Annotated in this window: 18 protein-coding genes; 14 read left to right on the forward strand and 4 right to left on the reverse strand. The window is 61.7% G+C overall.

Annotated features, from left to right (window positions below; translation table 11 throughout):
- Window positions 1–43: 43 nt before the first annotated feature.
- The 11 genes from rpsF (at window position 44) to LOY67_RS02820 (ending at window position 15,014) form a co-directional block, all read left to right on the forward strand.
- Window positions 44–472, forward strand: a complete 429-nt coding sequence (rpsF, locus tag LOY67_RS02770) for a 30S ribosomal protein S6 (RefSeq protein WP_003186395.1) — start codon at window positions 44–46, stop codon at window positions 470–472.
- A gap of 28 nt (window positions 473–500) precedes the next feature.
- A complete protein-coding gene (gene rpsR / locus LOY67_RS02775) occupies window positions 501–731 on the forward strand; it encodes a 30S ribosomal protein S18 (RefSeq protein WP_002551829.1) in 231 nt (76 codons plus the stop codon).
- A gap of 36 nt (window positions 732–767) precedes the next feature.
- The gene (locus LOY67_RS02780; protein WP_265065846.1) at window positions 768–1,661 is read left to right on the forward strand and encodes a hypothetical protein; all 894 of its coding nucleotides are present in this window, start codon (window positions 768–770) and stop codon (window positions 1,659–1,661) included.
- An 18-nt stretch (window positions 1,662–1,679) separates the two neighbouring features.
- On the forward strand, window positions 1,680–2,126 hold the full coding sequence (gene rplI / locus LOY67_RS02785; RefSeq protein ID WP_003186385.1) for a 50S ribosomal protein L9: 447 nt from the start codon (window positions 1,680–1,682) through the stop codon (window positions 2,124–2,126).
- A 136-nt stretch (window positions 2,127–2,262) separates the two neighbouring features.
- Window positions 2,263–3,660 carry a replicative DNA helicase gene (gene dnaB / locus LOY67_RS02790; protein WP_265065847.1) on the forward strand — a complete coding sequence of 466 codons (1,398 nt, stop codon included), beginning with the start codon at window positions 2,263–2,265 and terminating at the stop codon, window positions 3,658–3,660.
- 187 nt (window positions 3,661–3,847) lie between these two features.
- Window positions 3,848–6,148, forward strand: a complete 2,301-nt coding sequence (locus LOY67_RS02795; RefSeq protein ID WP_265065848.1) for a YgiQ family radical SAM protein — start codon at window positions 3,848–3,850, stop codon at window positions 6,146–6,148.
- Window positions 6,149–6,496: 348 nt separating this feature from the next.
- Window positions 6,497–7,417 carry an NAD synthetase gene (locus tag LOY67_RS02800; RefSeq protein WP_265065849.1) on the forward strand — a complete coding sequence of 307 codons (921 nt, stop codon included), beginning with the start codon at window positions 6,497–6,499 and terminating at the stop codon, window positions 7,415–7,417.
- Entirely contained in the window at window positions 7,414–7,875 is a 462-nt protein-coding gene (locus LOY67_RS02805; RefSeq protein ID WP_265065850.1) for a hypothetical protein, read from the forward strand. Before LOY67_RS02800 ends, LOY67_RS02805 begins: the two co-directional genes overlap by 4 nt.
- Before the next feature lie 175 nt (window positions 7,876–8,050).
- A complete protein-coding gene (locus LOY67_RS02810; RefSeq protein ID WP_265065851.1) occupies window positions 8,051–11,335 on the forward strand; it encodes a DUF2126 domain-containing protein in 3,285 nt (1,094 codons plus the stop codon).
- Window positions 11,336–11,640: 305 nt separating this feature from the next.
- The gene (locus LOY67_RS02815) at window positions 11,641–14,127 is read left to right on the forward strand and encodes a circularly permuted type 2 ATP-grasp protein (protein WP_265065852.1); all 2,487 of its coding nucleotides are present in this window, start codon (window positions 11,641–11,643) and stop codon (window positions 14,125–14,127) included.
- A complete protein-coding gene (locus LOY67_RS02820) occupies window positions 14,127–15,014 on the forward strand; it encodes a transglutaminase family protein (RefSeq protein WP_265067684.1) in 888 nt (295 codons plus the stop codon). The genes LOY67_RS02815 and LOY67_RS02820 overlap by 1 nt, the downstream gene beginning before the upstream one ends.
- A gap of 103 nt (window positions 15,015–15,117) precedes the next feature.
- Here the strand turns inward: LOY67_RS02820 and LOY67_RS02825 are convergent, their stop codons facing one another.
- Window positions 15,118–15,693 (reverse strand): TIGR00730 family Rossman fold protein, encoded by a 576-nt coding sequence (locus LOY67_RS02825; RefSeq protein WP_265065853.1) that lies wholly within the window; start codon window positions 15,691–15,693, stop codon window positions 15,118–15,120.
- A gap of 352 nt (window positions 15,694–16,045) precedes the next feature.
- Here LOY67_RS02825 and azu point away from each other — a divergent pair, with 352 nt between their 5' ends.
- Window positions 16,046–16,492, forward strand: coding sequence for an azurin (gene azu, locus LOY67_RS02830; RefSeq protein WP_265065854.1), 447 nt, complete (start codon window positions 16,046–16,048; stop codon window positions 16,490–16,492).
- A 126-nt stretch (window positions 16,493–16,618) separates the two neighbouring features.
- Here the strand turns inward: azu and nadE are convergent, their stop codons facing one another.
- The 3 genes from nadE to LOY67_RS02845 form a co-directional block, all read right to left on the reverse strand.
- Window positions 16,619–17,446: an ammonia-dependent NAD(+) synthetase gene (gene nadE, locus LOY67_RS02835; RefSeq protein ID WP_265065855.1), complete on the reverse strand. Its 828-nt coding sequence runs from the start codon at window positions 17,444–17,446 to the stop codon at window positions 16,619–16,621.
- Between the two features lie 4 nt (window positions 17,447–17,450).
- On the reverse strand, window positions 17,451–18,677 hold the full coding sequence (gene pncB / locus LOY67_RS02840; protein ID WP_265065856.1) for a nicotinate phosphoribosyltransferase: 1,227 nt from the start codon (window positions 18,675–18,677) through the stop codon (window positions 17,451–17,453).
- A 290-nt stretch (window positions 18,678–18,967) separates the two neighbouring features.
- Window positions 18,968–19,876: a LysR family transcriptional regulator gene (locus LOY67_RS02845; RefSeq protein ID WP_265067685.1), complete on the reverse strand. Its 909-nt coding sequence runs from the start codon at window positions 19,874–19,876 to the stop codon at window positions 18,968–18,970.
- Between the two features lie 176 nt (window positions 19,877–20,052).
- Here LOY67_RS02845 and LOY67_RS02850 point away from each other — a divergent pair, with 176 nt between their 5' ends.
- Together LOY67_RS02850 and LOY67_RS02855 are read left to right on the forward strand one after the other, a co-directional pair.
- Window positions 20,053–21,543 (forward strand): aldehyde dehydrogenase family protein, encoded by a 1,491-nt coding sequence (locus tag LOY67_RS02850; protein ID WP_320110004.1) that lies wholly within the window; start codon window positions 20,053–20,055, stop codon window positions 21,541–21,543.
- A gap of 168 nt (window positions 21,544–21,711) precedes the next feature.
- The gene (locus tag LOY67_RS02855) at window positions 21,712–22,995 is read left to right on the forward strand and encodes an NAD(P)/FAD-dependent oxidoreductase (protein WP_265065857.1); all 1,284 of its coding nucleotides are present in this window, start codon (window positions 21,712–21,714) and stop codon (window positions 22,993–22,995) included.
- The last annotated feature ends 127 nt before the right edge of the window (window positions 22,996–23,122 follow it).

Below are 23,122 nucleotides of genomic sequence, written 5' to 3' on the forward strand. Positions count from 1 at the left end.
TGACCGTTTTTAAGCGGCAGGCTACAACCCGTAAGGAGCATTCATGCGTCATTACGAAATCATCTTTTTGGTCCACCCGGATCAAAGCGAGCAAGTCGGCGGCATGGTTGAGCGTTACACCAAGCTGATCGAAGAAGACGGCGGCAAAATCCACCGCCTGGAAGACTGGGGCCGTCGTCAACTGGCCTACGCAATCAACAATGTTCACAAGGCTCACTACGTGATGCTGAACGTTGAGTGCACCGGCAAGGCCCTGGCCGAGCTGGAAGACAACTTCCGCTACAACGATGCAGTGATCCGTAACCTGGTCATCCGTCGCGAAGAAGCCGTCACCGGCCAATCCGAGATGCTCAAGGCTGAAGAAAACCGCAGTGAGCGCCGTGAGCGTCGCGACCGTCCTGAGCACTCTGACAGCGCCGATGGCGATGACAGCGATAGCGACAGCGACAACAGCGATAACGCTGACGAGTAATCCACGGACCTTTTAAGGAGCCAATCACATGGCACGTTTCTTCCGTCGTCGTAAATTCTGCCGCTTCACCGCTGAAGACGTGAAAGAGATCGATTACAAAGATCTCAACACTCTGAAAGCCTACGTATCCGAGACCGGCAAAATCGTTCCAAGCCGCATCACCGGTACCAAAGCTCGTTATCAGCGTCAGCTGGCCACCGCTATCAAGCGCGCCCGCTTCCTGGCCCTGCTGGCCTACACCGACAGCCACGGCCGCTGAGACCGGGCAGTCGACAAGTAGCAAAGGATTGAATGCATGCGCGCCATAGCTGAGTTCATCATGCGCGGTCGTATGCAGGCCACTCTGGTAGTGGCTGGATGTGCGGCATTGCCGTTGTTGTATTGGTTGGGTGCTGCCGCCGGGAGCCTTGTGCTCCTGCGGCGCGGATTGAGGGACGCCTCGGGCGTTCTTGCTCTGGGACTGCTGCCGGCCTTGCTCTGGTGGTTGTATTCCGCGGACCCGCGGGCACTGATGGTGCTGCTGGGGTCTTCGGCGCTGGCGCTGGTGTTGCGCGCCAGTGAATCCTGGAACCGCGTGCTGCTGGTCAGCATAGCGATAGGGGTGGTGTTTTCAGTGGTGCTCGGGGTGGCTTTCGCACCCCAGATCGAGATGCTGTCGCAGGCTTTGGTAAAAATCCTGCCCGAAGCCCTCGGTGATCTCTACCGGCAGATGTCGGCAGAGGAGCAGGCGCGTTTCGCGTCCCTGATCGCACCGGTCCTGACCGGCCTGATTGCGGCCTTGTTGCAAATCGTCAGTGTGCTGAGCCTGATTGTCGGGCGCTACTGGCAGGCGTTGTTGTACAACCCGGGTGGTTTTGGTCGCGAATTTCGCGCCATCCGTTTCCCGCTTGGGCTGGCGATGTTGCTGCTGGCGGGCATGCTTCTGGGACCGAACTTCGGTCCGCAGATGGCCATGCTCACGCCGTTGTGCAGCGTACCGCTGGTCTTCGCCGCCCTGGCCCTGATTCACGGGCTGGTGGCGCAAAAGCGACTGGCCAGGTTCTGGCTGGTGGGGTTGTACGTCACGTTGTTGCTGTTCATGCAACTGATCTATCCGTTGCTGGTGGTCCTGGCCATCGTCGACAGCCTGATTGATTTTCGCGGTCGTATGGCGTCGAAAGACGCCGACAGCGCGAACGGTGAAGGTTAAAAGTTAGAGGATTTTCACATGCAACTGATCCTTCTGGAAAAAATCGCCAACCTGGGCAACCTGGGCGACAAAGTAAACGTTAAGGCCGGTTACGGCCGTAACTACCTGCTGCCTTTCGGCAAGGCCACCGCTGCGACCGCTGCCAACCTGGCTGCGTTCGAAGAGCGTCGCGCCGAGCTGGAAAAAGCCGCCGCAGACCGTAAGGCATCGGCTGAAAGCCGTGCTGCCCAACTGGCCGAGCTGGAAGTGACCATCACTGCCACCGCTGGCGACGAAGGCAAGCTGTTCGGTTCGATCGGTACCCACGACATCGCTGACGCACTGACCGCCTCTGGCGTTGAAGTCGCGAAGAGCGAAGTTCGTCTGCCGAACGGCACCATCCGCAACGTAGGCGAATTCGACGTAGCCGTGCACCTGCACGCCGAAGTTGAAGCCACCGTACGCGTTGTCGTGGTAGCAGCCTAAGCAATACCTGTCGGCTGGCACCCTCGGGTACTAGTCGGTAACATCGGGCACGATCCTGTTTACAGGTCGTGCCCTTTGTCTTTCTGCAATTCCTGATTTTCATAACCCCCTGGGTTTCCCAAAGAATCAAGTGGCCATGAACGAAATCACCGCTCCCGAGCAATACGATCTGCAAACCGCTGCCCTGAAGGTGCCGCCGCATTCCATCGAGGCCGAACAGGCCGTGCTCGGTGGCTTGATGCTGGACAACAACGCCTGGGAGCGCGTGCTGGATCAGGTCTCCGACGGCGATTTCTATCGACACGACCACCGCCTGATCTTCCGTGCGATCGCCAAGCTGGCCGATCAGAACCTGCCGATCGACGTGGTCACCCTGTCCGAGCAACTGGACAAGGAGGGCCAGACCTCCCAGGTTGGCGGCCTTGGCTACCTGGGTGAGTTGGCGAAAAACACCCCGTCCGTCGCCAACATCAAGGCCTATGCGCAAATTGTCCGCCAGCGGGCCACGTTGCGTCAGTTGATCGGTATCAGCAACGAAATCGCCGACAGCGCCTTCAATCCTGAGGGCCGTACCGCCGAAGAGATCCTCGACGAAGCCGAACGGCAGATCTTCCAGATCGCCGAAGCCCGGCCGAAGACCGGCGGTCCGGTGGGGGTCAACGAGTTGTTGACCAAGGCCATCGACCGTATCGACACCCTGTTCAACACCGACAACGCCATCACCGGCCTGTCGACCGGCTACACCGACCTCGATGAGAAGACCAGCGGCCTGCAACCGGCCGACCTGATCATCGTCGCCGGCCGTCCTTCCATGGGTAAGACCACCTTCGCGATGAACCTGGTGGAAAATGCCGTGCTGCGCAGCGACAAGGCGGTGCTGGTGTACTCCCTCGAGATGCCAGGCGAATCGCTGATCATGCGTATGCTGTCGTCCCTGGGGCGTATCGACCAGACCAAGGTCCGTTCCGGCCAACTGGAAGACGACGACTGGCCGCGCCTGACCTCGGCGGTCAATCTGCTCAACGACCGCAAGCTGTTCATCGATGACACCGCTGGCATCAGCCCGTCGGAAATGCGCGCCCGTACCCGCCGCCTGGTGCGTGAGCACGGCGATGTCGCGCTGATCATGATCGACTACCTGCAACTGATGCAGATCCCGGGCTCCAGTGGCGATAACCGGACCAACGAGATTTCCGAAATCTCCCGTTCCCTCAAGGCTCTGGCCAAGGAATTCAACTGCCCGGTCGTGGCCTTGTCCCAGTTGAACCGCTCCCTGGAACAACGTCCCAACAAGCGCCCGGTGAACTCCGACTTGCGGGAATCCGGAGCGATCGAGCAGGACGCCGACGTCATCATGTTCGTGTACCGCGACGAGGTGTATCACCCCGAGACAGAGCACAAGGGCATCGCCGAAATCATCATCGGCAAGCAGCGGAACGGCCCGATCGGCTTTATCCGCCTGGCGTTCATTGGTAAGTACACGCGGTTCGAGAACCTGGCGCCGGGTAGCTACAACTTCGATGATGACGAATGATTTGTAGCGTTTGACAGGCCCCCATCGCGAGCAGGCTCGCTCCCACCCTGGAATGCGTTCCAATGTGGGAGCGAGCCCTGCTCGCGATGGCGCCACCGCCGATTTCCGACCATAGCCGTCGGACTTGATCATTTTTTGTGCTATATTCCGCCCCCGCGATTTTTCATCTTTTATACCGGTCATCGACATGCAAGCAGCCAAGCCGTTATTTGACTATCCCAAGTACTGGGCCGAATGTTTCGGCCCGGCGCCGTTCCTGCCCATGAGCAGGGAGGAGATGGATCAGCTCGGCTGGGATTCGTGCGACATCATCATCGTGACCGGCGATGCCTACGTCGATCACCCGTCGTTCGGCATGGCGATCATCGGCCGGTTGCTGGAAGCCCAGGGCTTTCGCGTCGGGATCATTGCCCAGCCGAACTGGCAGTCCAAAGACGACTTCATGAAGCTCGGCGAGCCGAACCTGTTCTTCGGTGTCGCGGCCGGCAACATGGACTCGATGATCAACCGCTACACCGCCGACAAGAAAATCCGTTCCGATGACGCTTACACGCCGGGCGGCCTGGCGGGCAAGCGGCCGGACCGTGCGAGCCTGGTCTACAGCCAGCGCTGCAAGGAAGCCTACAAGCACGTGCCGATCGTGCTCGGCGGTATCGAGGCGTCCCTGCGTCGCATCGCCCATTACGATTACTGGCAGGACCGGGTGCGCAACTCGATCCTGATCGACGCCAGCGCCGACATCCTGCTCTACGGCAACGCCGAGCGGGCAATTGTCGAAGTCGCCCAGCGCCTGTCCTACGGCCACAAGATCGAAGACATTACCGACGTGCGCGGCACTGCGTTCATCCGTCGTGACACGCCCCAGGGCTGGTACGAGGTGGACTCCACCCGTATCGACCGCCCGGGCAAGATCGACAAGATCATCAACCCTTACGTGAACACCCAGGACACCGCCGCCTGCGCCATCGAGCAGGAGAAGGGGCCGGTTGAAGACCCGAGCGAAGCCAAGGTCGTGCAGATCCTGGCGAGCCCGAAAATGACCCGCGACAAGACCGTGATCCGCCTGCCATCGGTGGAAAAGGTCCGTAACGACGCGGTGCTGTACGCCCACGCCAACCGCGTGCTTCACCTGGAAACCAACCCAGGCAATGCCCGGGCCCTGGTGCAGAAGCACGGTGAGGTCGATGTCTGGTTCAACCCGCCGCCCATTCCGATGACCACCGAGGAAATGGACTACGTGTTCGGCATGCCTTACGCACGTATTCCCCACCCGGCCTACGGCAAGGAAAAGATTCCGGCCTACGAGATGATCCGTTTCTCGGTGAACATCATGCGCGGCTGCTTCGGCGGCTGTACGTTCTGCTCGATCACCGAGCATGAAGGCCGGATCATCCAGAACCGCTCCGAAGAGTCGATCATTCGCGAGATCGAAGAGATCCGCGATAAGGTTCCAGGCTTCACCGGGGTGATTTCCGACCTCGGCGGCCCGACCGCGAACATGTACCGCATCGCCTGTAAGAGCCCGGAAATCGAATCCGCGTGCCGCAAGCCATCCTGCGTGTTCCCTGGTATCTGCCCGAACCTGAACACCGACCATTCCTCGCTGATCCAGCTGTACCGCAGCGCCCGGGCATTGCCTGGGGTGAAGAAAATCCTGATCGCCTCCGGCCTGCGTTACGACCTGGCGGTCGAGTCGCCGGAGTACGTCAAGGAACTGGTGACCCACCACGTCGGCGGTTACCTGAAGATCGCCCCGGAGCACACCGAGGAAGGTCCGCTCAACCAGATGATGAAACCGGGCATCGGCACCTATGACCGGTTCAAGCGGATGTTCGAGAAGTACACCAAGGAAGCCGGGAAAGAGCAGTACCTGATTCCGTACTTCATCGCTGCTCACCCGGGCACCACCGACGAAGACATGATGAACCTGGCGCTGTGGCTCAAGGGCAACGGTTTCCGGGCTGATCAGGTGCAGGCGTTCTATCCGTCGCCGATGGCCACCGCCACGGCCATGTACCACTCGGGCAAGAACCCGTTGCGCAAGGTCACCTACAAGAGCGACGGGGTGACCATCGTCAAGAGCGAAGAGCAGCGCCGCCTGCACAAGGCCTTCCTGCGCTATCACGATCCCAAGGGCTGGCCGATGCTGCGTGAAGCACTGACCCGCATGGGCCGTGCCGACCTGATCGGGCCGGGCAAGCATCAGTTGATCCCGCTGCACCAGCCGGCCACCGACAGCTACCAGAGTGCCCGTCGCAAGAACTCGACGCCGGCCGGCAGCCACAAGGTGGGCAAGGACACCACCAGGATCCTGACCCAGCACACCGGCCTGCCGCCACGTGCCAGCGATGGCGGTAACGCGTGGGACAAGCGCGAGCAGGCCAAGGCCGCTGCGTTCGCCCGCAACCAACAGGCGGCCAAGGAGCGTAAGGACGCGGCCAAGGGCAAAGGGCCGAAGCCGGCGCGCAAGCCGGTCGTACCTCGCTAAAATCGCCCAAGCCCTATCGCAAACGCCAGCCTGAGTGCTGGCGTTTTGCTTTCTAGCGGCAGTGCTACTCCTTTGCTATCGTTGCGCCCGCCCATGCTCCGGGGGCAATGAAACCGGCGATGCCCGTGTGGCGAGGGAGCTTGCTCCCGCTGGGCCTGTAGGAGCTGTCGAGCGAAGCGAGGCTGCGATCTTTCCCCTGCCAATTGAGTCGCAAGCGAAAGATCAAAATCAAAAGATCGCAGGCTTCGCCAGCTCCTACAATTACCGCCGCCGAGCGCAAGCAAGCTCCCTCGCCACAGGGGCCGTGTTGATAAAGCGTTGACCTTCAGATTCCCAAGGACGATTGATATGAGCACCCCGTTACCCGGCATCGGCATGGACTACAGCCCCTCCCAATTCATGGCCCGCCAACGCATCGAAAGCCAGATCAACCTGCCAAGGCTGTTCGCCGCCATTGACGCCGACCCCGGCATCGTCGGCGCGGGGGGGGTGTATATCGATGCTGAGTTCAACGTGGTGACCCTGCGCGAGTTCAAGCCGATCTGCAGCATCAAGCCCAAGCGGATCATCTTGCGCGAGGCGCAGAAGTACATCGCCCCGGCCCAGTTTGCCCAACAGGTACAGGACAATCCTCGGGAGTCGCGTTTGGTCGGGGAGGCAATTAACACCAGTTTATCGTGTGCCGGAGCCGTTATCGGTTGGGTCGTGGTACTTAGCGGTTCTGTTGCCGTCCCGTTTTCAGCAGGCGCCAGCAGTGTGATCGCTGCTCTCGGCTATACGGCTGCCGTCGCCAGTACTGCTCAGTGTTTTGCGAGCGGCTATCGCGTAAGCAATGAAATAAGCAATCCTGCCCGAAATGATCAGCTCGACAGTGAAGAGTGGTATCAGTACACGATGATTGCGCTGGACGCCGCGTCCCTGGTTGGGGTGGGTGCGTCTTCGCTGACGACTCTCAAGCTGGTCAGATTGAATAAAGCTACGACAGGTAAAAGTGTGCGGGAGGTGCTCAGGGGGCTCAATCGACAAGAGCGGGCCAAATTGACCAAGGAGTTGTTGAGTATCAATGACCCTCGTTTGACTTCAAAACTGCTCAAGCTGAAGCAGTTGTCCGGTGAACTCCCCAAACGCTTCACATCGACTCAGCTCAAGCATGCAACGGTCACGCAGATACGGGACGCTTTGGGGGCTGCTATCGGCCTCACCGGAAGCGCAATTTCCGGAAATGTCCGCACCATTGCCGTAGGCCTGTATGAAGAGATTGACCAATGAAGGATCAACCCAGTATCCGCAGTTTTCTATTCAGATATTTTCCCGTTTTCATCGGGGCGATATTGGCATCGATCTTTGCTTTGGCATGTGCGATTCCGCTGTTCTTTGACAGCTATTTTCGCAACCTTCCCCTGGCCGAAGGTGCGAAGTGGTCTTTCCTGAGTGGGATTGCCCTCACCCTTGTCATCGTGCATTGCAATTTCATGATTGCGCGCGGACGTCCTCGCTGGGTGGTGCCGTTGGTAATAGTGCTGGGGCTTTGCTTTTTATGTGTACTGCCTACGATTGAATATCGTCCCAACAGACTGATCTACAGTTTAAGTCTGCTTTTTTCATTGCTTGCTCTGCTCCTTCTCAACAGCAAACGCCATCGGGAAATGCGCAGCAAACTCGTCGAAATTCGCCGCCAGCGTGAACGCCTCACCCAAGCGATAAAGACCTCGCGCCCCCGCCGCTGAGTCGATTCGCTACGATCCCCGCCACATTTATGTGCACCTCTGTGCACAGGAACTCGAGCAACGTCCGGTTTTAGTGCTCTACTGCCTTGAGTAGACGCAGAAAGTGTCCGGCCAGCCTGCATGGCATAAGTCTTGCGCCGCTTTCTATTCCGCCCAGGTTTGCAGGAGGCACGCCGTGTCGATCCATGTCGCATTGCATCACGTCACGCATTACCGCTACGACCGCGCCGTCGAGCTTGGCCCACAGATCGTTCGTCTGCGCCCCGCGCCCCACAGCCGTACGCGGATTCTGTCCTACGCGCTGAAGGTCTCGCCTGAGCAGCATTTCATCAACTGGCAGCAGGATCCCCAGGGCAACTACCTGGCGCGGTTGGTGTTCCCCGAGAAAACCGAAGAGCTGCGGATCGAGGTCGATCTGCTGGCGGAAATGGCGGTGTTCAATCCGTTCGACTTTTTCCTCGAACCCTACGCCGAGCAGATTCCGTTCGCCTATGGAGCCGATGAGAAGCACGAGCTGATGCCGTACCTGGAAACGTTGCCGCTGACGCCGAAATTCAAGGCCTACCTGGATGGTATCGACCGCACGCCGCTGCCGGCGGTGGATTTCCTGGTGGCGCTCAACCAGCGTCTGCACGACGACATCAGCTATTTGATCCGCATGGAACCCGGCGTCCAGACCCCGGAGCACACCCTGGAGCAGGCGTCCGGTTCCTGCCGCGACTCGGCCTGGCTGCTGGTGCAACTGTTGCGTCACCTGGGCCTGGCCGCGCGGTTTGTCTCCGGCTACCTGATCCAGCTGACCGCCGATGTGAAAAGCCTCGATGGCCCGTCCGGTACCGAAGTGGATTTCACCGACCTGCATGCCTGGTGCGAGGTCTACCTGCCCGGCGCCGGTTGGATCGGCCTGGATGCGACGTCCGGCCTGTTTGCCGGCGAGGGGCATATTCCCTTGGCGTGCAGCCCGGATCCTTCATCGGCGGCACCGATCACGGGGCTGGTGGAGCCTTGCGAGTGCGAATTCAGCCACGACATGTCTGTCGAGCGGGTCTGGGAAGCACCGCGGGTGACCAAGCCCTACACCGAAGAGCAATGGCAGGCGATCCAGGCGTTGGGCCGACAGATCGACGCCGACCTGCTGGAGGGTGACGTGCGGCTGACCATGGGCGGTGAGCCGACCTTCGTTTCCATCGATGACCCGGACGGCGCCGAGTGGAACACGGCGGCGCTCGGCCCGGACAAGCGCCGGCTCTCCGCCGAGCTGTTCCAGCGCATGCGCAAGCACTATGCGCCCGAGGGGCTGGTGCATTTCGGCCAGGGCAAGTGGTACCCCGGCGAACAGTTACCGCGCTGGTCGCTCAACTGTTATTGGCGGCGTGACGGCGTGCCGATCTGGCATAACAGCGCCTTGATCGCGGACGAGCAGCAGGACCACGGTGCCGATGGCGAGATGGCCGGGCGTTTTTTGACAAGCGTCGCTGAGCGTTTGAACATTCCTGCGCGCTTCGTGTTTCCGGCCTACGAAGACAACTTCTACTACCTCTGGCGCGAAGGCGCGTTGCCTTCGAATGTCAGCGCCCAGGACCCACGCCTGGACGATGCCCTGGAGCGGGCCCGGTTGCGCAAGGTCTTCAGCCAGGGCCTGGATAAGGTGATCGGTCAGGTCCTGCCACTGGCCCGCACCGCCAAGGGCGATCAATGGCAGAGCGGTCGCTGGTACCTGCGGGACAATCACTGCCGATTGGTGCCGGGGGATTCACCCCTGGGCTATCGCTTGCCGCTGGCATCCCAGCCCTGGGTGACGGCAGCCGAATATCCGTTCATCCACCCCACCGACCCGAATCAGGATTTGCCCGAGCTGCCCGACGCTGAACAACTGGCGTGTCACGGCGAGGCGCTGATCGAACCGGATCGCGTACCGGAAATCGACGTGTCCGCCGACTGGCTGACCCGCACCGCATTCTGCGCCGAGGCCCGCGAAGGTCGCCTGTATCTGTTCATGCCGCCGCTGGAACGGGTCGAGGATTACCTTGAACTGGTCAGCGCTATCGAGGCCACTGCCGAGGAACTGCAATGTCCGGTGTTGCTGGAGGGCTATGAGCCGCCGAGCGATCCACGCCTGGGCAACTTCCGCATCACGCCCGATCCGGGGGTGATTGAAGTGAACGTGCAACCGTCGGCGTCCTGGGACGAGTTGGTCGAGCGCACCGAGTTCCTCTACGAGCAGGCACGACAAACCCGACTGACCACCGAGAAGTTCATGATCGACGGTCGACACACCGGCACGGGCGGCGGTAACCATTTCGTCCTCGGCGGTGCGACGCCGGCTGACTCGCCGTTCCTGCGCCGCCCCGATCTGCTGCGCAGCCTGATCAGCTACTGGCATAACCATCCGTCCTTGTCCTACCTGTTTTCCGGATTGTTCATCGGCCCGACGTCCCAGGCGCCCCGGGTGGACGAAGCGCGTAACGATGCGTTGTACGAACTGGAAATCGCCTTCGCGCAAATGCCGGAGCCTGGTGAGGAGTGCCCGCCGTGGCTGGTTGACCGGTTGTTGCGCAACCTGCTGATCGATGTGACCGGCAACACCCACCGTGCCGAATTCTGCATCGACAAGCTGTACTCGCCGGACGGCGCCACCGGGCGCCTCGGCCTGCTGGAGCTGCGTGCCTTTGAAATGCCTCCCCACGCCCGCATGAGCCTGGCCCAGCAATTGTTGCTGCGGGCGCTGGTGGCGCGGTTCTGGCGCGAACCTTATGCGCCGGCAAAACTGGCGCGCTGGGGCACCGAGCTGCATGACCGGTTTCTGTTGCCCCACTTCATCGAACAGGACTTTACCGATGTCATCGATGAACTGAATGCCGCCGGTTACCCGCTGCGGGCCGAGTGGTTCGCGGCGCACCTGGAGTTCCGTTTCCCCAAGGTGGGCGATTACGCGGCAGGCGGTATCGAGCTGCAACTGCGCCAGGCCCTGGAGCCTTGGCATGTATTGGGCGAGGAGGGCGCAGTCGGTGGCACCGTGCGCTATGTGGATTCATCCCTGGAGCGCTTGCAGGTCAAGCTCAGCGGCCTGGCACCGCAACGGTATCTGCTGACGTGCAACGGTGTGCCGGTGCCGCTGCAACCCACCGGTCGGGTTGGGGAGTTCGTCGCCGGGGTGCGTTTCCGTGCCTGGCAGCCAGCCAGTTGCCTGCAGCCGACCATCCCGGTCCACGCGCCGCTGGTCTTCGATCTGCTCGATACCTGGATGCAACGTTCGGTGGGCGGTTGCCAGTACCACGTCGCCCACCCGGGCGGGCGCAACTACGACAGCCTGCCGGTCAATGCCAACGAGGCCGAGAGCCGGCGGATGGCGCGGTTCTTCCGTCTGGGACATACACCTGGGAAACTGCCGATACCCAATCTGGAGGTGGATGACGAGTTTCCTCTGACGCTCGATCTGCGGCGTTTTCAGGGGGCCTGAACACATAAGGAAACTGAAGAGGTTTACCTGTAGCGAGGGGATTTTCTGTGGTGAGGGGATTTATTGTGGCGAGGGGATTCATCCCCGTTGGGGGCGAAGCCCCCCATAATTAATGCCTGCTACACCGCGGTGCCTGGATTGGGGCCGCTGCGCAGCCCAGCGGGGATAAATCCCCTCGCCACAGAAAATCCTTCTCACAGAGGTATTGCGCCGGTCATGCCGTTCACATGCCCAGCCATGGCATCTATCCGCGCATCACACCCTTGCGCTAGTCTCACCTTTCACTGCCGTCTGCCGAGTTTTCCATGCCTGACCTGCTTGACCGTTACCCGCTGACACCGGGCACCTATCACGAATTGCTGGACGACAGCGGCGCGGTGCGTCCGCACTGGCGACGGTTGCTTGACCAGTTGCAGCGCAGCACGCCGGCGCAGTTGATGCAGCGTCAGGCATTGTTGGCGCGACAGATCCAGGAAAACGGCGTCACCTATAACGTCTATGCCGATCCGAAGGGCGCCGACCGGCCGTGGGAGCTGGACCTGTTGCCCCACGTCGTCGATGCGCAGGAGTGGAAACAGCTGTCGGCCGGTATTGCCCAACGTGCCCGGTTGCTCAACGCGGTGCTGGCCGACCTCTACGGGCCGCAACGGCTGATCAGCGAGGGCCTGTTGCCGGCGGAGCTGGTATTCGGGCACAACAATTTCCTCTGGCCCTGCCAGGGCATCAGCCCGCCGGACGGGATTTTCCTGCATTTGTATGCCGTGGACCTGGCGCGCACGCCCGATGGTCGTTGGTGGGTCACGGCGGATCGGACCCAGGCGCCTTCCGGAGCCGGTTATGCGTTGGAAAACCGCATGATCGTCTCCCGCGCTTTTCCCGATCTGTATCGGGACCTGAAGGTTCAGCACCTGTCCGGTTTCTTTCGCACCTTGCAGGAAACCCTCGCCCGGCAGGCCCCCAGCGATGGCGAGCCGCCCCTGGTGGTGCTGTTGACGCCGGGGCGCTTCAACGAAAGCTATTTCGAACACCTTTACCTCGCGCGCCAGCTTGGCTATCCGCTGGTGGAAGGGGGCGACCTGACCGTTCGCGACGCCACGGTCTACCTCAAGACCCTCAGCGGGCTGCGTCGGGTCCACGCGATCATGCGCCGGCTCGACGATGATTTTTGCGATCCGCTGGAGCTGCGCACCGATTCGGCCCTGGGTGTGCCGGGGTTGCTGGAGGCGGTGCGCCAGGGCCGGGTGCTGGTGGCCAACGCCTTGGGCAGTGGCGTGCTGGAGTCGCCGGGTCTGTTGGGGTTCCTGCCGAAGATCTGCCAATTCCTGTTTGGCGAAGACTTGCTGCTGCCTTCCATCGCCACCTGGTGGTGCGGCGAGCCGCCGGTGCTGGCCCAGGCCCTGGAGAAGCTGCCTCACCTGTTGATCAAGCCGGCGTTCCCTTCCCAGAGCTTCAGGCCGGTGTTCGGTCGTGACCTGAACGAAGAGCAACGCGGCCGTCTGGCGGCACGGATCCAGGCGCGGCCCTACGCGTATATGGCCCAGGAGCTGCCGCAGCTGTCCCAGGCCCCGGTCTGGCAGGCCGAAGACGGTCTGTTGCAGCCGCGGGCCATCGGTATGCGCGTGTATGCGGTGTCCGGTGAGGAGGATTATCGGGTGCTGCCGGGCGGCCTGACCCGGGTGGCGGCCGAGGCCGACGCCGAAGTGGTGTCGATGCAGCGCGGCGGCGCCAGCAAGGACACCTGGGTGCTGGGAGAGCAGGCGCCAGGCAGTGAACAATGGAAGGCCCAGCGCACCGTGGGTGTTCACGACCTGGTCCGGCGGGATCCGTACCTGCCGTCCCGGGTGGTGGAAAACCTGTTCTGGTTCGGTCGCTATTGCGAGCGCTGCGATGACAGCGCGCGTCTGCTGCGGATCATGCTGGCGCGTTATGTCGATGGCGATGATCCGCAGGCCCTGCAATCGGCAGTGTCCCTGGGTGAAAGCCTGATGCTGCTGCCCGAAGAGGGTGAGCTGCCCGAGCGTCTGCTGGCGGCGTTGCTGGGCGACGACTGGTCGTTCAGCCTGCGCTCCAACCTGCAGCGCTTGCAGTGGGCGGCCTCGCAGGTGCGTGGCAAATTGTCCCGGGAGAACTGGCAGGCGTTGGTGGAGTTGCAGCGCGAGGCTCTGGAGCTGGAAACCGAAGAAGCGGATTTCGGTGAACTGCTGGATTTTCTCAACCGACTGGTGATGTCCCTGGCGGCGCTTTCCGGCTTCGCCCTGGACGACATGACCCGCGATGAGGGTTGGCGCTTCCTGATGATCGGCCGGCGCCTGGAGCGCCTGCAATTTCTCAGCAGCAGCCTGGCCGCGTTCCTGCGAGGCGAAGCGGTGTTCGATCAGGCCGGGCTGGAATGGCTGCTGGAGCTGGGCAACAGCAGCATTACTTACCGCTCACGCTACCTGGCGGTCGCCCAGTTGATCCCGGTGCTCGACCTGTTGCTGCTGGACGAGCAGAACCCCCACGCGGTGCTCTTCCAGTTGAAACTGGTGACCCGTACCCTCAAGCGCTTGAACGATGACTTTGGCGCGCCCAGGGAAACCGCATTGCCGGAGTTGGTGACGCGTCTGTCACGCTTTGACCTGCGTTGCCTGGAGAATCCGCTGTTTGGCGAAGCCAGCCTGCGCGCAGCGCTCGATGGTCTGGCCGAGCTGTTGCAGGAAGTGGCCGATGTCAGCGGTCAGGTGTCGGATCGCCTGGCCTTGCGTCACTTTGCCCACGTCGATGACGTCAGCCAGCGCACGGTGTCCGTATGATGAACGCCCGTTACCAGATTCTTCACGACACCCACTACCACTACGACAGCCCGGTGTCCCTGGCCCAGCAGCTTGCCCACCTGTGGCCACGGTCCTGTGATTGGCAGCGCTGCACCGATCAGCAGTTATTGATCAGCCCGGAACCGACGACCCGCCGGGATGAACTGGATGTGTTCGGTAACCCGCTGACCCGCCTGGCCTTCGAGCGGCCCCATGACGAGTTGCTGGTCAACGCCCGCCTGAGCATCGAGGTGCTGGCCCGTCCCGAGCTGGATTTCAACCTGTCGCCGGCCTGGGAGTCGACTTGCCAGGCGCTGACCTACAGCAGCCGGCCGCTTTCCGAGGCGTTGCTGGACGCGTGTCGCTACCGCTTCGAGTCACCCTACGTGCACCTCAAGCGCAGCTTCGTCGAGTTTTCCGAAAGCTGCTTCCCAGCGGGACGCCCGCTGATGTTGTGCATCCGGGCGCTGATGGAGAAGATTTTCGATGAATTCACCTTCGATGCCGAGGCGACCCAGGTGGCGACGCCGCTGGTGGAGGTGCTGGAGCGGCGGCGGGGCGTGTGCCAGGACTTTGCCCACCTGATGCTGGCCTGCGTGCGCTCCCGTGGGCTGGCGGCGCGTTACGTCAGCGGCTACCTGCTGACCCAGCCACCGCCCGGCCAGCCACGGCTGATTGGCGCCGATGCGTCCCACGCCTGGATCTCGGTGTTTTGCCCGGCGCTGGGCTGGGTGGATTTCGACCCGACCAATAATGTGCAGCCGGCCCTGGAGCACATCACCCTGGCCTGGGGGCGGGATTTTTCCGACGTGTCGCCGTTACGCGGGGTGATCCTGGGGGGCGGTAATCACGACCCTGAGGTGCGGGTGACCGTGATGCCGTTGTAGGCGCCGCCGAAGGCTCGGGCCGCGTTCGGACGATCTTTTGATCTTTCGCTTTGGGACTCAAGCGTCAGGAGAAGGATCGCAGCCTTGCTTCGCTCGGCAGCTCCTACACGACCCATTTCGGCTGTACCGAGGGCTGCCATTCATCCAGTGCATCGAGCAGGTCATGGGCTGACTCGCTCACTTGCAGCATGTCGCGATGGGCTGCGCGGACGAAACCTTCGTCGACAATATGGTCGAGGAAAGCGGTGAGTTTGCTGTAGAAGCCATTCACTTCCAGCAGACCCAGCGGCTTGCCGTGATAGCCGAGCTGGCCCCAGGTCCAGACTTCGAACAGTTCTTCCAGGGTACCGAGGCCACCGGGCAGGGCGATGAAAGCATCGCTGAGTTCGGCCATGCGCGCCTTGCGAGCGTGCATGCCGTCCACCACTTCCAGGCGGGTCAGGCCGCTGTGGCCGATTTCCTTGTCCTTCAGGCTTTGCGGAATGATGCCGATGACCTCGCCTCCGGCCGCCAGCGCTGCGTCGGCAACGATGCCCATCAGGCCGACGGCACCGCCGCCATAGACCAGGGTGAGCCTGCGTTCGGCCAATGCCCGCCCCAGCGCCTGCGCCGCTTCACGGTAGGCGGGATCGGTGCCGGTGCTGGCGCCGCAAAATACACAAACAGACGCGATGGACATGCTTAACTCCAGAGTCGATGACCGCAGCAGAGTAAAGCCTGGCCGCTGTTGTGTGCAAAGGGCGCGCAGGCATCACGCCTCGCGCGCGGGTTTCTCGTAGGTGCCACTGGCGCCGCAGGCGTAGGCGGCGAGCAAGCTGCATAACAGGCTGTTGAGGTTCATGACCGGCGCTCCAGTTGAGTTGATGGGGCCGATCATAGGCGGACGTCGTGCGTCTGGCCGGTTGATTGTGTCCATCAGGCTGATAGTCTCAAGTTGTATACAATTTTGATTCAGGTCATAGGAACTTGTCTGAAATTAAGGCAGTCTCCCCCTTTGAAGGAATTTTCTAACCATGCCTTGGAGATTCATGATGTTCGCCAAACTTGTAGCAGTATCCCTGTTGACACTGGCCAGCAGCCAACTGATGGCAGCGGAGTGCAAGACCACCATCGACTCGACCGATCAGATGTCCTTCAGCACCAAGGCCATCGAGATCGACAAGAGCTGTAAGACCTTCACCGTTGAGCTGACGCACTCGGGCAGCTTGCCGAAAAATGTCATGGGCCATAACTGGGTGCTGAGCAAAGAGGCTGACATGCAGCCGATCGCGACCGATGGCCTGGGCGCCGGTATCGACAAGAACTATCTGAAAGACGGCGATGCTCGCGTCATCGCCCATACCAAGATCATTGGTGCCGGCGAGAAAGACTCGGTGACCTTTGACGTGTCGAAGCTCGATGCCGCCGAAAAATACGGCTTCTTCTGCTCGTTCCCAGGCCACATCTCGATGATGAAAGGCACCGTGACCCTGAAATAATCGACGTTGGACGCAGTTCTGTGGGAGCGAGCCTGCTCGCGATGACGGAGTGTCAGTCAACTTCAATACCGGCTGACCTGACGCCATCGCGAGCAGGCTCGCTCCCACAGGGGCTTCTGGTGTCGGCTATGGGGCGTACGGCATCACTCGCTTGTGCTCGGTCTTGCGATAGGTCTCGCAGATGATCCGGGCTGCTTCTTCGCGAATGGTCTGGCCGTGCAAAAAGGCATCGATTTCGCCATAGGTCACGCCATGAGCGGCCTCGTCGGGTTTGCCCGGGGACAGGTCTTCGAGGTCGGCGGTGGGGACTTTTTCCACCAGCGATTCCGGTGCGCCGAAGTCGCGGGCGATGGACCGGACCTGGTTCTTCACCAGGCCGCTCAGGGGCGCCAGGTCACAGGCGCCGTCACCGAACTTGGTGAAGAAACCCATCACGGCTTCAGCCGCATGATCGGTACCGACCACCAGGCCTTGCTCGGCACCGGCGATGGCGTACTGCGCGACCATGCGCATCCGTGCCTTGGAGTTGCCCAGCACGAAATCCCGCGCGCCCGGCGCCTTGCCTTCGAATGCCAGCACCTCCTTGGCCAGGGCCTTGACCGCCGGGCCGATGTTGACGGTGTGGCGTTCGTCCGGTTCGATGAAATCCACGCAGGCTTGTGCTTCGTGTTCATCGAACTGGGTTTCGTACGGCAGGCGCACGGCGATGAACTTGTAGGCCGGGTTACCGGTTTTTTCCCGCAGCTCGCGCATGGCGCGCTGGGCCAGCAGGCCGGCGGTCAACGAGTCGACCCCGCCACTGATCCCGAGCACCAGGCTCTTGAGCCCGGAATTGACGAGACAGTCCTGGATGAAGCTCACCCGGCGAGCGATTTCGGCCTTGAGGGCGGCGTCGTCGGCGAACGGTGGCTGGACGTTGAGCTGTTCAGCAATCTCACGCTGTACGGCTTGCATGAATTCACTCCTTGCTTGATGTGCCAGAAAGGTCGGCAGGTACTTGGAAAACGTGTCGCATGTAGGCGACGAAATTCGGGTCCTTGCAGTGGGTCTTGCCGGGCTCGTCTGAAATCTTGGCCACGGGTTGCCCGGCACAGCTGATCATCTTGAGTACGATGCTCATGGGCTCGACGCCCGGGATGTCGCAGGTCAGGTTGGTGCCAATACCGAAGCTGACATTGATGCGACCACGCAATGCACGGAAAATCTCCAGGCATTTGGGCAACGTCAGACTGTCGGAGAACACCAGGGTCTTGCTCATCGGGTCGATGCCGAGCTTGTGGTAGTGGGCGATGGCTTTCTCGGCCCAGATCACCGGGTCGCCCGAGTCGTGGCGCAGGCCGTCGAACAGCTTGGCGAAGAACAGATCGAAGTCGCTCAGGAAGGCGTCCATGGTGATGCAGTCGGTCAGCGCGATCCCCAGCAGGCCCCGGTACTCGCGCACCCAGCAATCGAGGGCGGCGATCTGGCTGTCGATCAGCCGCGGGCCCAGTTGCTGGTGGGCCATGATCCATTCATGGGCCATGGTTCCCAGGGGTTTCATGTCCAGTTCCCGGGACAAGTGCACATTGCTGGTGCCGACGAAACGCCCGGGGAAATCGTGCTTGAGCACGTTCACCACTTCTTCCTGGGTGCGGTAGGAAAACCGGCGCCGGGTACCGAAATCCGCCACTTGCAGGTCGGACAGTTCCTCGGCGCTGGCGTTGGCCGTCAGCCAGTCGAACTTGCGGTACAACTGCTCCCGGGCCTGCTCGAGGATGACATCACGGTAGCGATAGCGATTGCGCACTTCACTGACGATGGCCAGCAGCGGCACTTCGAACAGGATCACATGCAACCATGGCCCGCGCAGGCGGATGAACAGCTCGTCGTTTTCGATGCCGGTGTACACGTAGCGCAGGTTGAAGCGAAACAGGCCCAAAAAGCGCAGGAAATCCGGTTTCAGGAAGCTGATGCGCTCCAGGAAGCTCAACTGATCGGCGCTCAGGCTGAGCTCGGCCAGGCGCTCGATCTGGAAGCGGATCTCCGCCAGATAGGGGCGCAGGTCTTCGCTGTTGCGGCAACGAAACTCCCATTCGACTTCGACGTTGGGGTAGTTGTGCAGCACCGCCTGCATCATCGTCAACTTGTAGAAGTCGGTGTCGAGCAGGTTCTGCACGATGCGATCGGCAAACACACTCTCGCTCATGACGGGTATCTCCAGACAGGTCGCTGCAGCGGGCAGCGTCGGACAGCGGTTTGTAGTGGAAGGGCTAGTGGCGCATAACCCTTGGGGTGATTGCCAGTGTTTTTTGGTCACAGAAGGCTTGGTGGCAGCGGATTATCTGTGGCGAGGGGATTTATCCCCGCTGGGCTGCGAAGCAGCCCCTGAAGCCAGACAACCCGGTGTATCAGGCAGATTGAGTTGTCAGTATTGGGGCTGCTGCGCAGCCCAGCGGGGATAAATTCCCTCGCCACAGGGCTTTGTGCCGGTAGCTCCTACTGTGGTGCATCAGGGTTAGCCATCTGCTCTAGCATCCACTCCACAAACAGTTTCACCTTGGGCACCTCTGCCGAGTGCTCGGGATAGGCCATGTAATAGGCATTGATGCTGGGCATCGCATGCTGCCACGGGATGATCAGTTTGCCGTCTGCCAGTTCTTCCTCCACCAGAAAACGCGGCAGCAGGGCGACGCCGCAGCCGACCTGGGCAGCGCGGATGCACATGTAGAACGTTTCGAAGCGCGGCCCGTGGTAGCTGTGTTCGGTGTGATAACCCTGGTCGGCGAACCAGTCATGCCAGGCCTGGGGGCGTGACGCGTTCTGCAACAACACCAGGTCGGCCAATTGCGTCGGGTCGGTGAAGGGCGTATCCGGCAAGCAGCCCGGCGCGCAGACGGGCACCAATTCTTCGCCAAACAGCTCCAGGGATTCGGTGCCGGGTCGTGAGCCCTGGCCGAAGTAGAAGGCCATGTCGCTGCGTCCTTGCAGCAAATCGTCGGGCTCCTGTTCGCTGCACAGGTCCAGATGAATCTTCGGATGCCGCAGGCGCCAGCCTTTGAGCCGCGGCACCAGCCAGCGGGCGCCGAAGGTCGGCGGTGTGGACACGCGCAGGACTTCGGTGTCGCCGCCATAGGAGCGCAGGTAGTGGGTGGACATTTCCACCTGGGTGAGGATTTTCCGAACCTCCCCCAGGTACAGGTCGCCAGCCGGCGTCAGTTGCAAGCGACGGCGCACGCGGCGGAACAGCAGGTGCTGCAAGAGCTCCTCGAGCTGCGCGACCTGCTTGCTGACGGCGCTCTGGGTCAGGTGCAGCTCCTCGGCGGCACGGGTGAAGCTCAAGTGACGGGTCACCGCTTCGAAACATTGCAATGCCGTAATCGATGGTAGGTAGCGTTTGTTGAGCATGGTGGGGCCTATTTGCGGTTGCTCGATGTAGCCGTTCATGGGCAGCATGAATAAACGGAATGATATCTCGCTTAAAGGTCGTTTGTTGGCAAGACGCGGGCCAGCTACAACTACAGTCCTGATCAGCCGTGTTCGTCCGGCTGCCGATCCTTTGTCTTTCGCTTGAGGAATTAACCATGGTTGCTGCATTGCTTGATCGTCTGGGTGTGAGCCCGGCCCTGTACCAGAACGGCACACAGCCGGTGCATTCGCCCATTGATGGCAGTCGCATCGGCGCCGTGAACTGGGAAGGCGCGGCCGAAGTCGAGCAGCAGGTCAGCCGCGCTCAACATGCCTTCGATCTGTGGCGCCAGGTCCCGGCCCCGCGTCGCGGCGAGCTGGTGCGTCAGTTTGGCGACCTGTTGCGCGAATACAAGGCCGATCTCGGCGAGCTGGTGTCCTGGGAAGCCGGCAAGATTACCCAGGAAGGCTTGGGTGAAGTGCAGGAGATGATCGACATCTGCGATTTCGCCGTCGGCCTGTCCCGTCAACTGTACGGCCTGACCATCGCCTCCGAGCGTCCGGGTCACCACATGCGTGAATCCTGGCATCCGCTGGGTGTGGTCGGGGTGATCAGTGCGTTCAACTTCCCCGTCGCGGTCTGGGCCTGGAACACCACGCTGGCCCTGGTGTGCGGCGACTCGGTGATCTGGAAACCTTCGGAAAAGACCCCGCTCACCGCCCTGGCGTGCCAGGCGCTGTTCGAGCGGGCCTTGAAGAATTTCAGCGATGCGCCTGAGTACCTGTGCCAACTGATCATCGGCGGTCGCGATGCCGGTGAAGCGCTGGTGGATGACCCGCGCGTGGCGTTGATCAGCGCCACCGGCAGCACCCGCATGGGCCGCGAAGTGGCGCCGAAAGTCGCGGCGCGTTTTGCTCGCAGCATCCTCGAACTGGGTGGCAACAACGCCATGATCCTGGCGCCGAGTGCCGACCTGGACATGGCCGTGCGCGCCATCCTGTTCAGCGCCGTCGGCACCGCCGGCCAGCGTTGCACCACCCTGCGCCGCCTGATTGCCCATGAGTCGGTGAAAGAAGAAATCGTCACCCGCCTCAAGGCGGCCTATTCGAAAGTGCGCATTGGCCATCCGCTGGAAGGCAACCTGGTTGGGCCACTGATCGACAAGCACAGCTTCGACAACATGCAGGACGCTCTGGAGCAGGCCTTGAGCGAAGGCGGACGGGTATTCGGCGGCAAGCGCCAGCTCGAAGACCAGTTCCCGAATGCCTATTACGTGTCCCCGGCCATCGTCGAGATGCCGGAGCAGAGCGACGTGGTCCGCCACGAAACCTTCGCGCCGATCCTGTACGTGGTCGGCTACAAGGACTTCGCCGAAGCCCTGCACTTGAACAACGCCGTGCCACAAGGCCTGTCGTCCTGCATCTTCACCACCGACGTGCGTGAAGCCGAGCAGTTCATGTCCGCGGTGGGCAGCGATTGCGGCATTGCCAACGTCAACATCGGCCCGAGCGGCGCGGAAATCGGCGGCGCCTTCGGTGGCGAGAAAGAAACCGGCGGCGGTCGCGAATCCGGCTCCGACTCGTGGCGCGCCTACATGCGTCGCCAGACCAACACCGTGAACTACTCGCTGGAGTTGCCATTGGCCCAGGGGATTACGTTCGACTGAGGTCGGGTGAGCCGGGTCTTTCTTTCATGAAGATCCACTGTGGGAGCGGGCCTGCTCGCGATGGCAATGGTTCAGCTGGCATCTGCGTCGACTGACCCCCGCTATCGCGAGCAGGCTCGCTCCCACATCTAACTAAGTGTTTGTTGGGTTTCTGGTTGGAGTCTGGCAATGCCGTTACGCGAAGAATGTCTGTGGGAAAAACTGACGCCGCAAAGGCCTGAAAACACTGCGCTCAGCGGTGAGGTCACGGTGGATGTCTGTGTGATTGGTGCAGGCTTCACCGGGTTGTCGGCGGCGGTGCATTTGCTGGAACAAGGCAAGCGCGTCGCGGTGCTGGAGGCTCATCGGACCGGGCATGGCGGCTCGGGGCGCAATGTCGGGCTGGTGAACGCTGGCCTGTGGATCCCACCGGACGAGATCGAGGCCGGCTTCGGCGAAGCCGTCGGCAGCCAGCTCAACCGCATGCTGGGGGCCGCGCCGGCACTGGTGTTCAGCCTTGTCGACAAATACAACATCGATTGCCAGTTGCGCCGCGAAGGCACGCTGCACATGGCCCATAACGCCCGGGGCGAGGCGGACCTGCGCAGTCGCGAAGCACAGTGGAAGCGCCGTGGCGCGCCGGTGGAACTGCTCACCGGCCAGGCCTGCATCGAAGCCACCGGCACACCGAAAATCGCCGCGGCCTTGTTGGATCGGCGCGCCGGCACGCTCAACCCAATGGCTTATGTCAGTGGGCTGGCCAAGGCTGCCTCGGACCTGGGTGCTCAGATGTTTGACCACTCCCCCGTGACACGCCTGGAGCGCCAGGGCCAGCGCTGGTCGGTACAGACGGCCCAGGGTTCGGTACTGGCCGAGCAGGTGGTGATCGCCTCCAATGCCTACACCGAAGGCGAATGGACCGAACTGCGGCGCAATTTCTTCCCCGGTTATTACTACCAGGTGGCGTCCGTCCCGTTGACCGGCGAGGCGGCGCAACGCATCTTGCCGGGCGGCCAGGGATCGTGGGATACCCGCCAGGTATTGAGCAGCATCCGCCGCGACAAGGACGGGCGCCTGTTGCTGGGCAGCCTGGGTAATGGCAACCGCAAGCCCACCTGGTTCCTCAAGGCCTGGGCGGATCGGGTACAGCAGCACTACTTCCCCTACCTCAAGTCGGTGGAGTGGGAGTCGACCTGGACCGGCTGTATCGCTTTCACCCCCGACCATCTGATGCGCCTGTTCGAGCCGGCACCCGGATTGGTGGCGGTTACCGGTTACAACGGGCGGGGCGTGACCACCGGAACGGTGGTGGGCAAGGCCTTTGCCGATTACCTGTGCCATGGCGACGCGAAAGCGTTACCGATCCCCTTTGCGCCGATGCAGCCGGTGACCGGGGCGGGTGTGCGCAGTTGTCTGTATGAGGCTGGGTTCTCGCTGTATCACGCGGGCCAGTGCCTGCGGATCGTCATTTGAGTGTTGAAAATTGTTGCCGGAACCGGTTTTTTCCGGCACAGCGTCTAGCCTGTTATGGTGCGGGTTGTAGCAGTTGCGCACCGGCAGTGTGCAGTTCGGTGACGCAGGTTGTTACAGGCTGGTTGCA

This window comes from Pseudomonas sp. B21-056, assembly GCF_026016325.1.
Taxonomy (GTDB): domain Bacteria; phylum Pseudomonadota; class Gammaproteobacteria; order Pseudomonadales; family Pseudomonadaceae; genus Aquipseudomonas.

What these genes read in the sequence shown, in the direction of transcription:
- LOY67_RS02855 (WP_265065857.1), top strand. Translation starts at nt 21,712, where the DNA reads ATGCCGTTACGCGAAGAATGTCTGTGGGAAAAACTGACGCCGCAAAGG.
- LOY67_RS02815 (WP_265065852.1), top strand. Translation starts at nt 11,641, where the DNA reads ATGCCTGACCTGCTTGACCGTTACCCGCTGACACCGGGCACCTATCAC.
- LOY67_RS02795 (WP_265065848.1), top strand. Translation starts at nt 3,848, where the DNA reads ATGCAAGCAGCCAAGCCGTTATTTGACTATCCCAAGTACTGGGCCGAA.
- rpsR (WP_002551829.1), top strand. Translation starts at nt 501, where the DNA reads ATGGCACGTTTCTTCCGTCGTCGTAAATTCTGCCGCTTCACCGCTGAA.
- LOY67_RS02780 (WP_265065846.1), top strand. Translation starts at nt 768, where the DNA reads ATGCGCGCCATAGCTGAGTTCATCATGCGCGGTCGTATGCAGGCCACT.
- LOY67_RS02850 (WP_320110004.1), top strand. Translation starts at nt 20,053, where the DNA reads ATGGTTGCTGCATTGCTTGATCGTCTGGGTGTGAGCCCGGCCCTGTAC.
- rplI (WP_003186385.1), top strand. Translation starts at nt 1,680, where the DNA reads ATGCAACTGATCCTTCTGGAAAAAATCGCCAACCTGGGCAACCTGGGC.
- rpsF (WP_003186395.1), top strand. Translation starts at nt 44, where the DNA reads ATGCGTCATTACGAAATCATCTTTTTGGTCCACCCGGATCAAAGCGAG.
- LOY67_RS02845 (WP_265067685.1), bottom strand. Translation starts at nt 19,876, where the DNA reads ATGCTCAACAAACGCTACCTACCATCGATTACGGCATTGCAATGTTTC.
- pncB (WP_265065856.1), bottom strand. Translation starts at nt 18,677, where the DNA reads ATGAGCGAGAGTGTGTTTGCCGATCGCATCGTGCAGAACCTGCTCGAC.
- LOY67_RS02820 (WP_265067684.1), top strand. Translation starts at nt 14,127, where the DNA reads ATGAACGCCCGTTACCAGATTCTTCACGACACCCACTACCACTACGAC.
- dnaB (WP_265065847.1), top strand. Translation starts at nt 2,263, where the DNA reads ATGAACGAAATCACCGCTCCCGAGCAATACGATCTGCAAACCGCTGCC.
- LOY67_RS02825 (WP_265065853.1), bottom strand. Translation starts at nt 15,693, where the DNA reads ATGTCCATCGCGTCTGTTTGTGTATTTTGCGGCGCCAGCACCGGCACC.
- azu (WP_265065854.1), top strand. Translation starts at nt 16,046, where the DNA reads ATGTTCGCCAAACTTGTAGCAGTATCCCTGTTGACACTGGCCAGCAGC.
- LOY67_RS02800 (WP_265065849.1), top strand. Translation starts at nt 6,497, where the DNA reads ATGAGCACCCCGTTACCCGGCATCGGCATGGACTACAGCCCCTCCCAA.
- nadE (WP_265065855.1), bottom strand. Translation starts at nt 17,446, where the DNA reads ATGCAAGCCGTACAGCGTGAGATTGCTGAACAGCTCAACGTCCAGCCA.
- LOY67_RS02805 (WP_265065850.1), top strand. Translation starts at nt 7,414, where the DNA reads ATGAAGGATCAACCCAGTATCCGCAGTTTTCTATTCAGATATTTTCCC.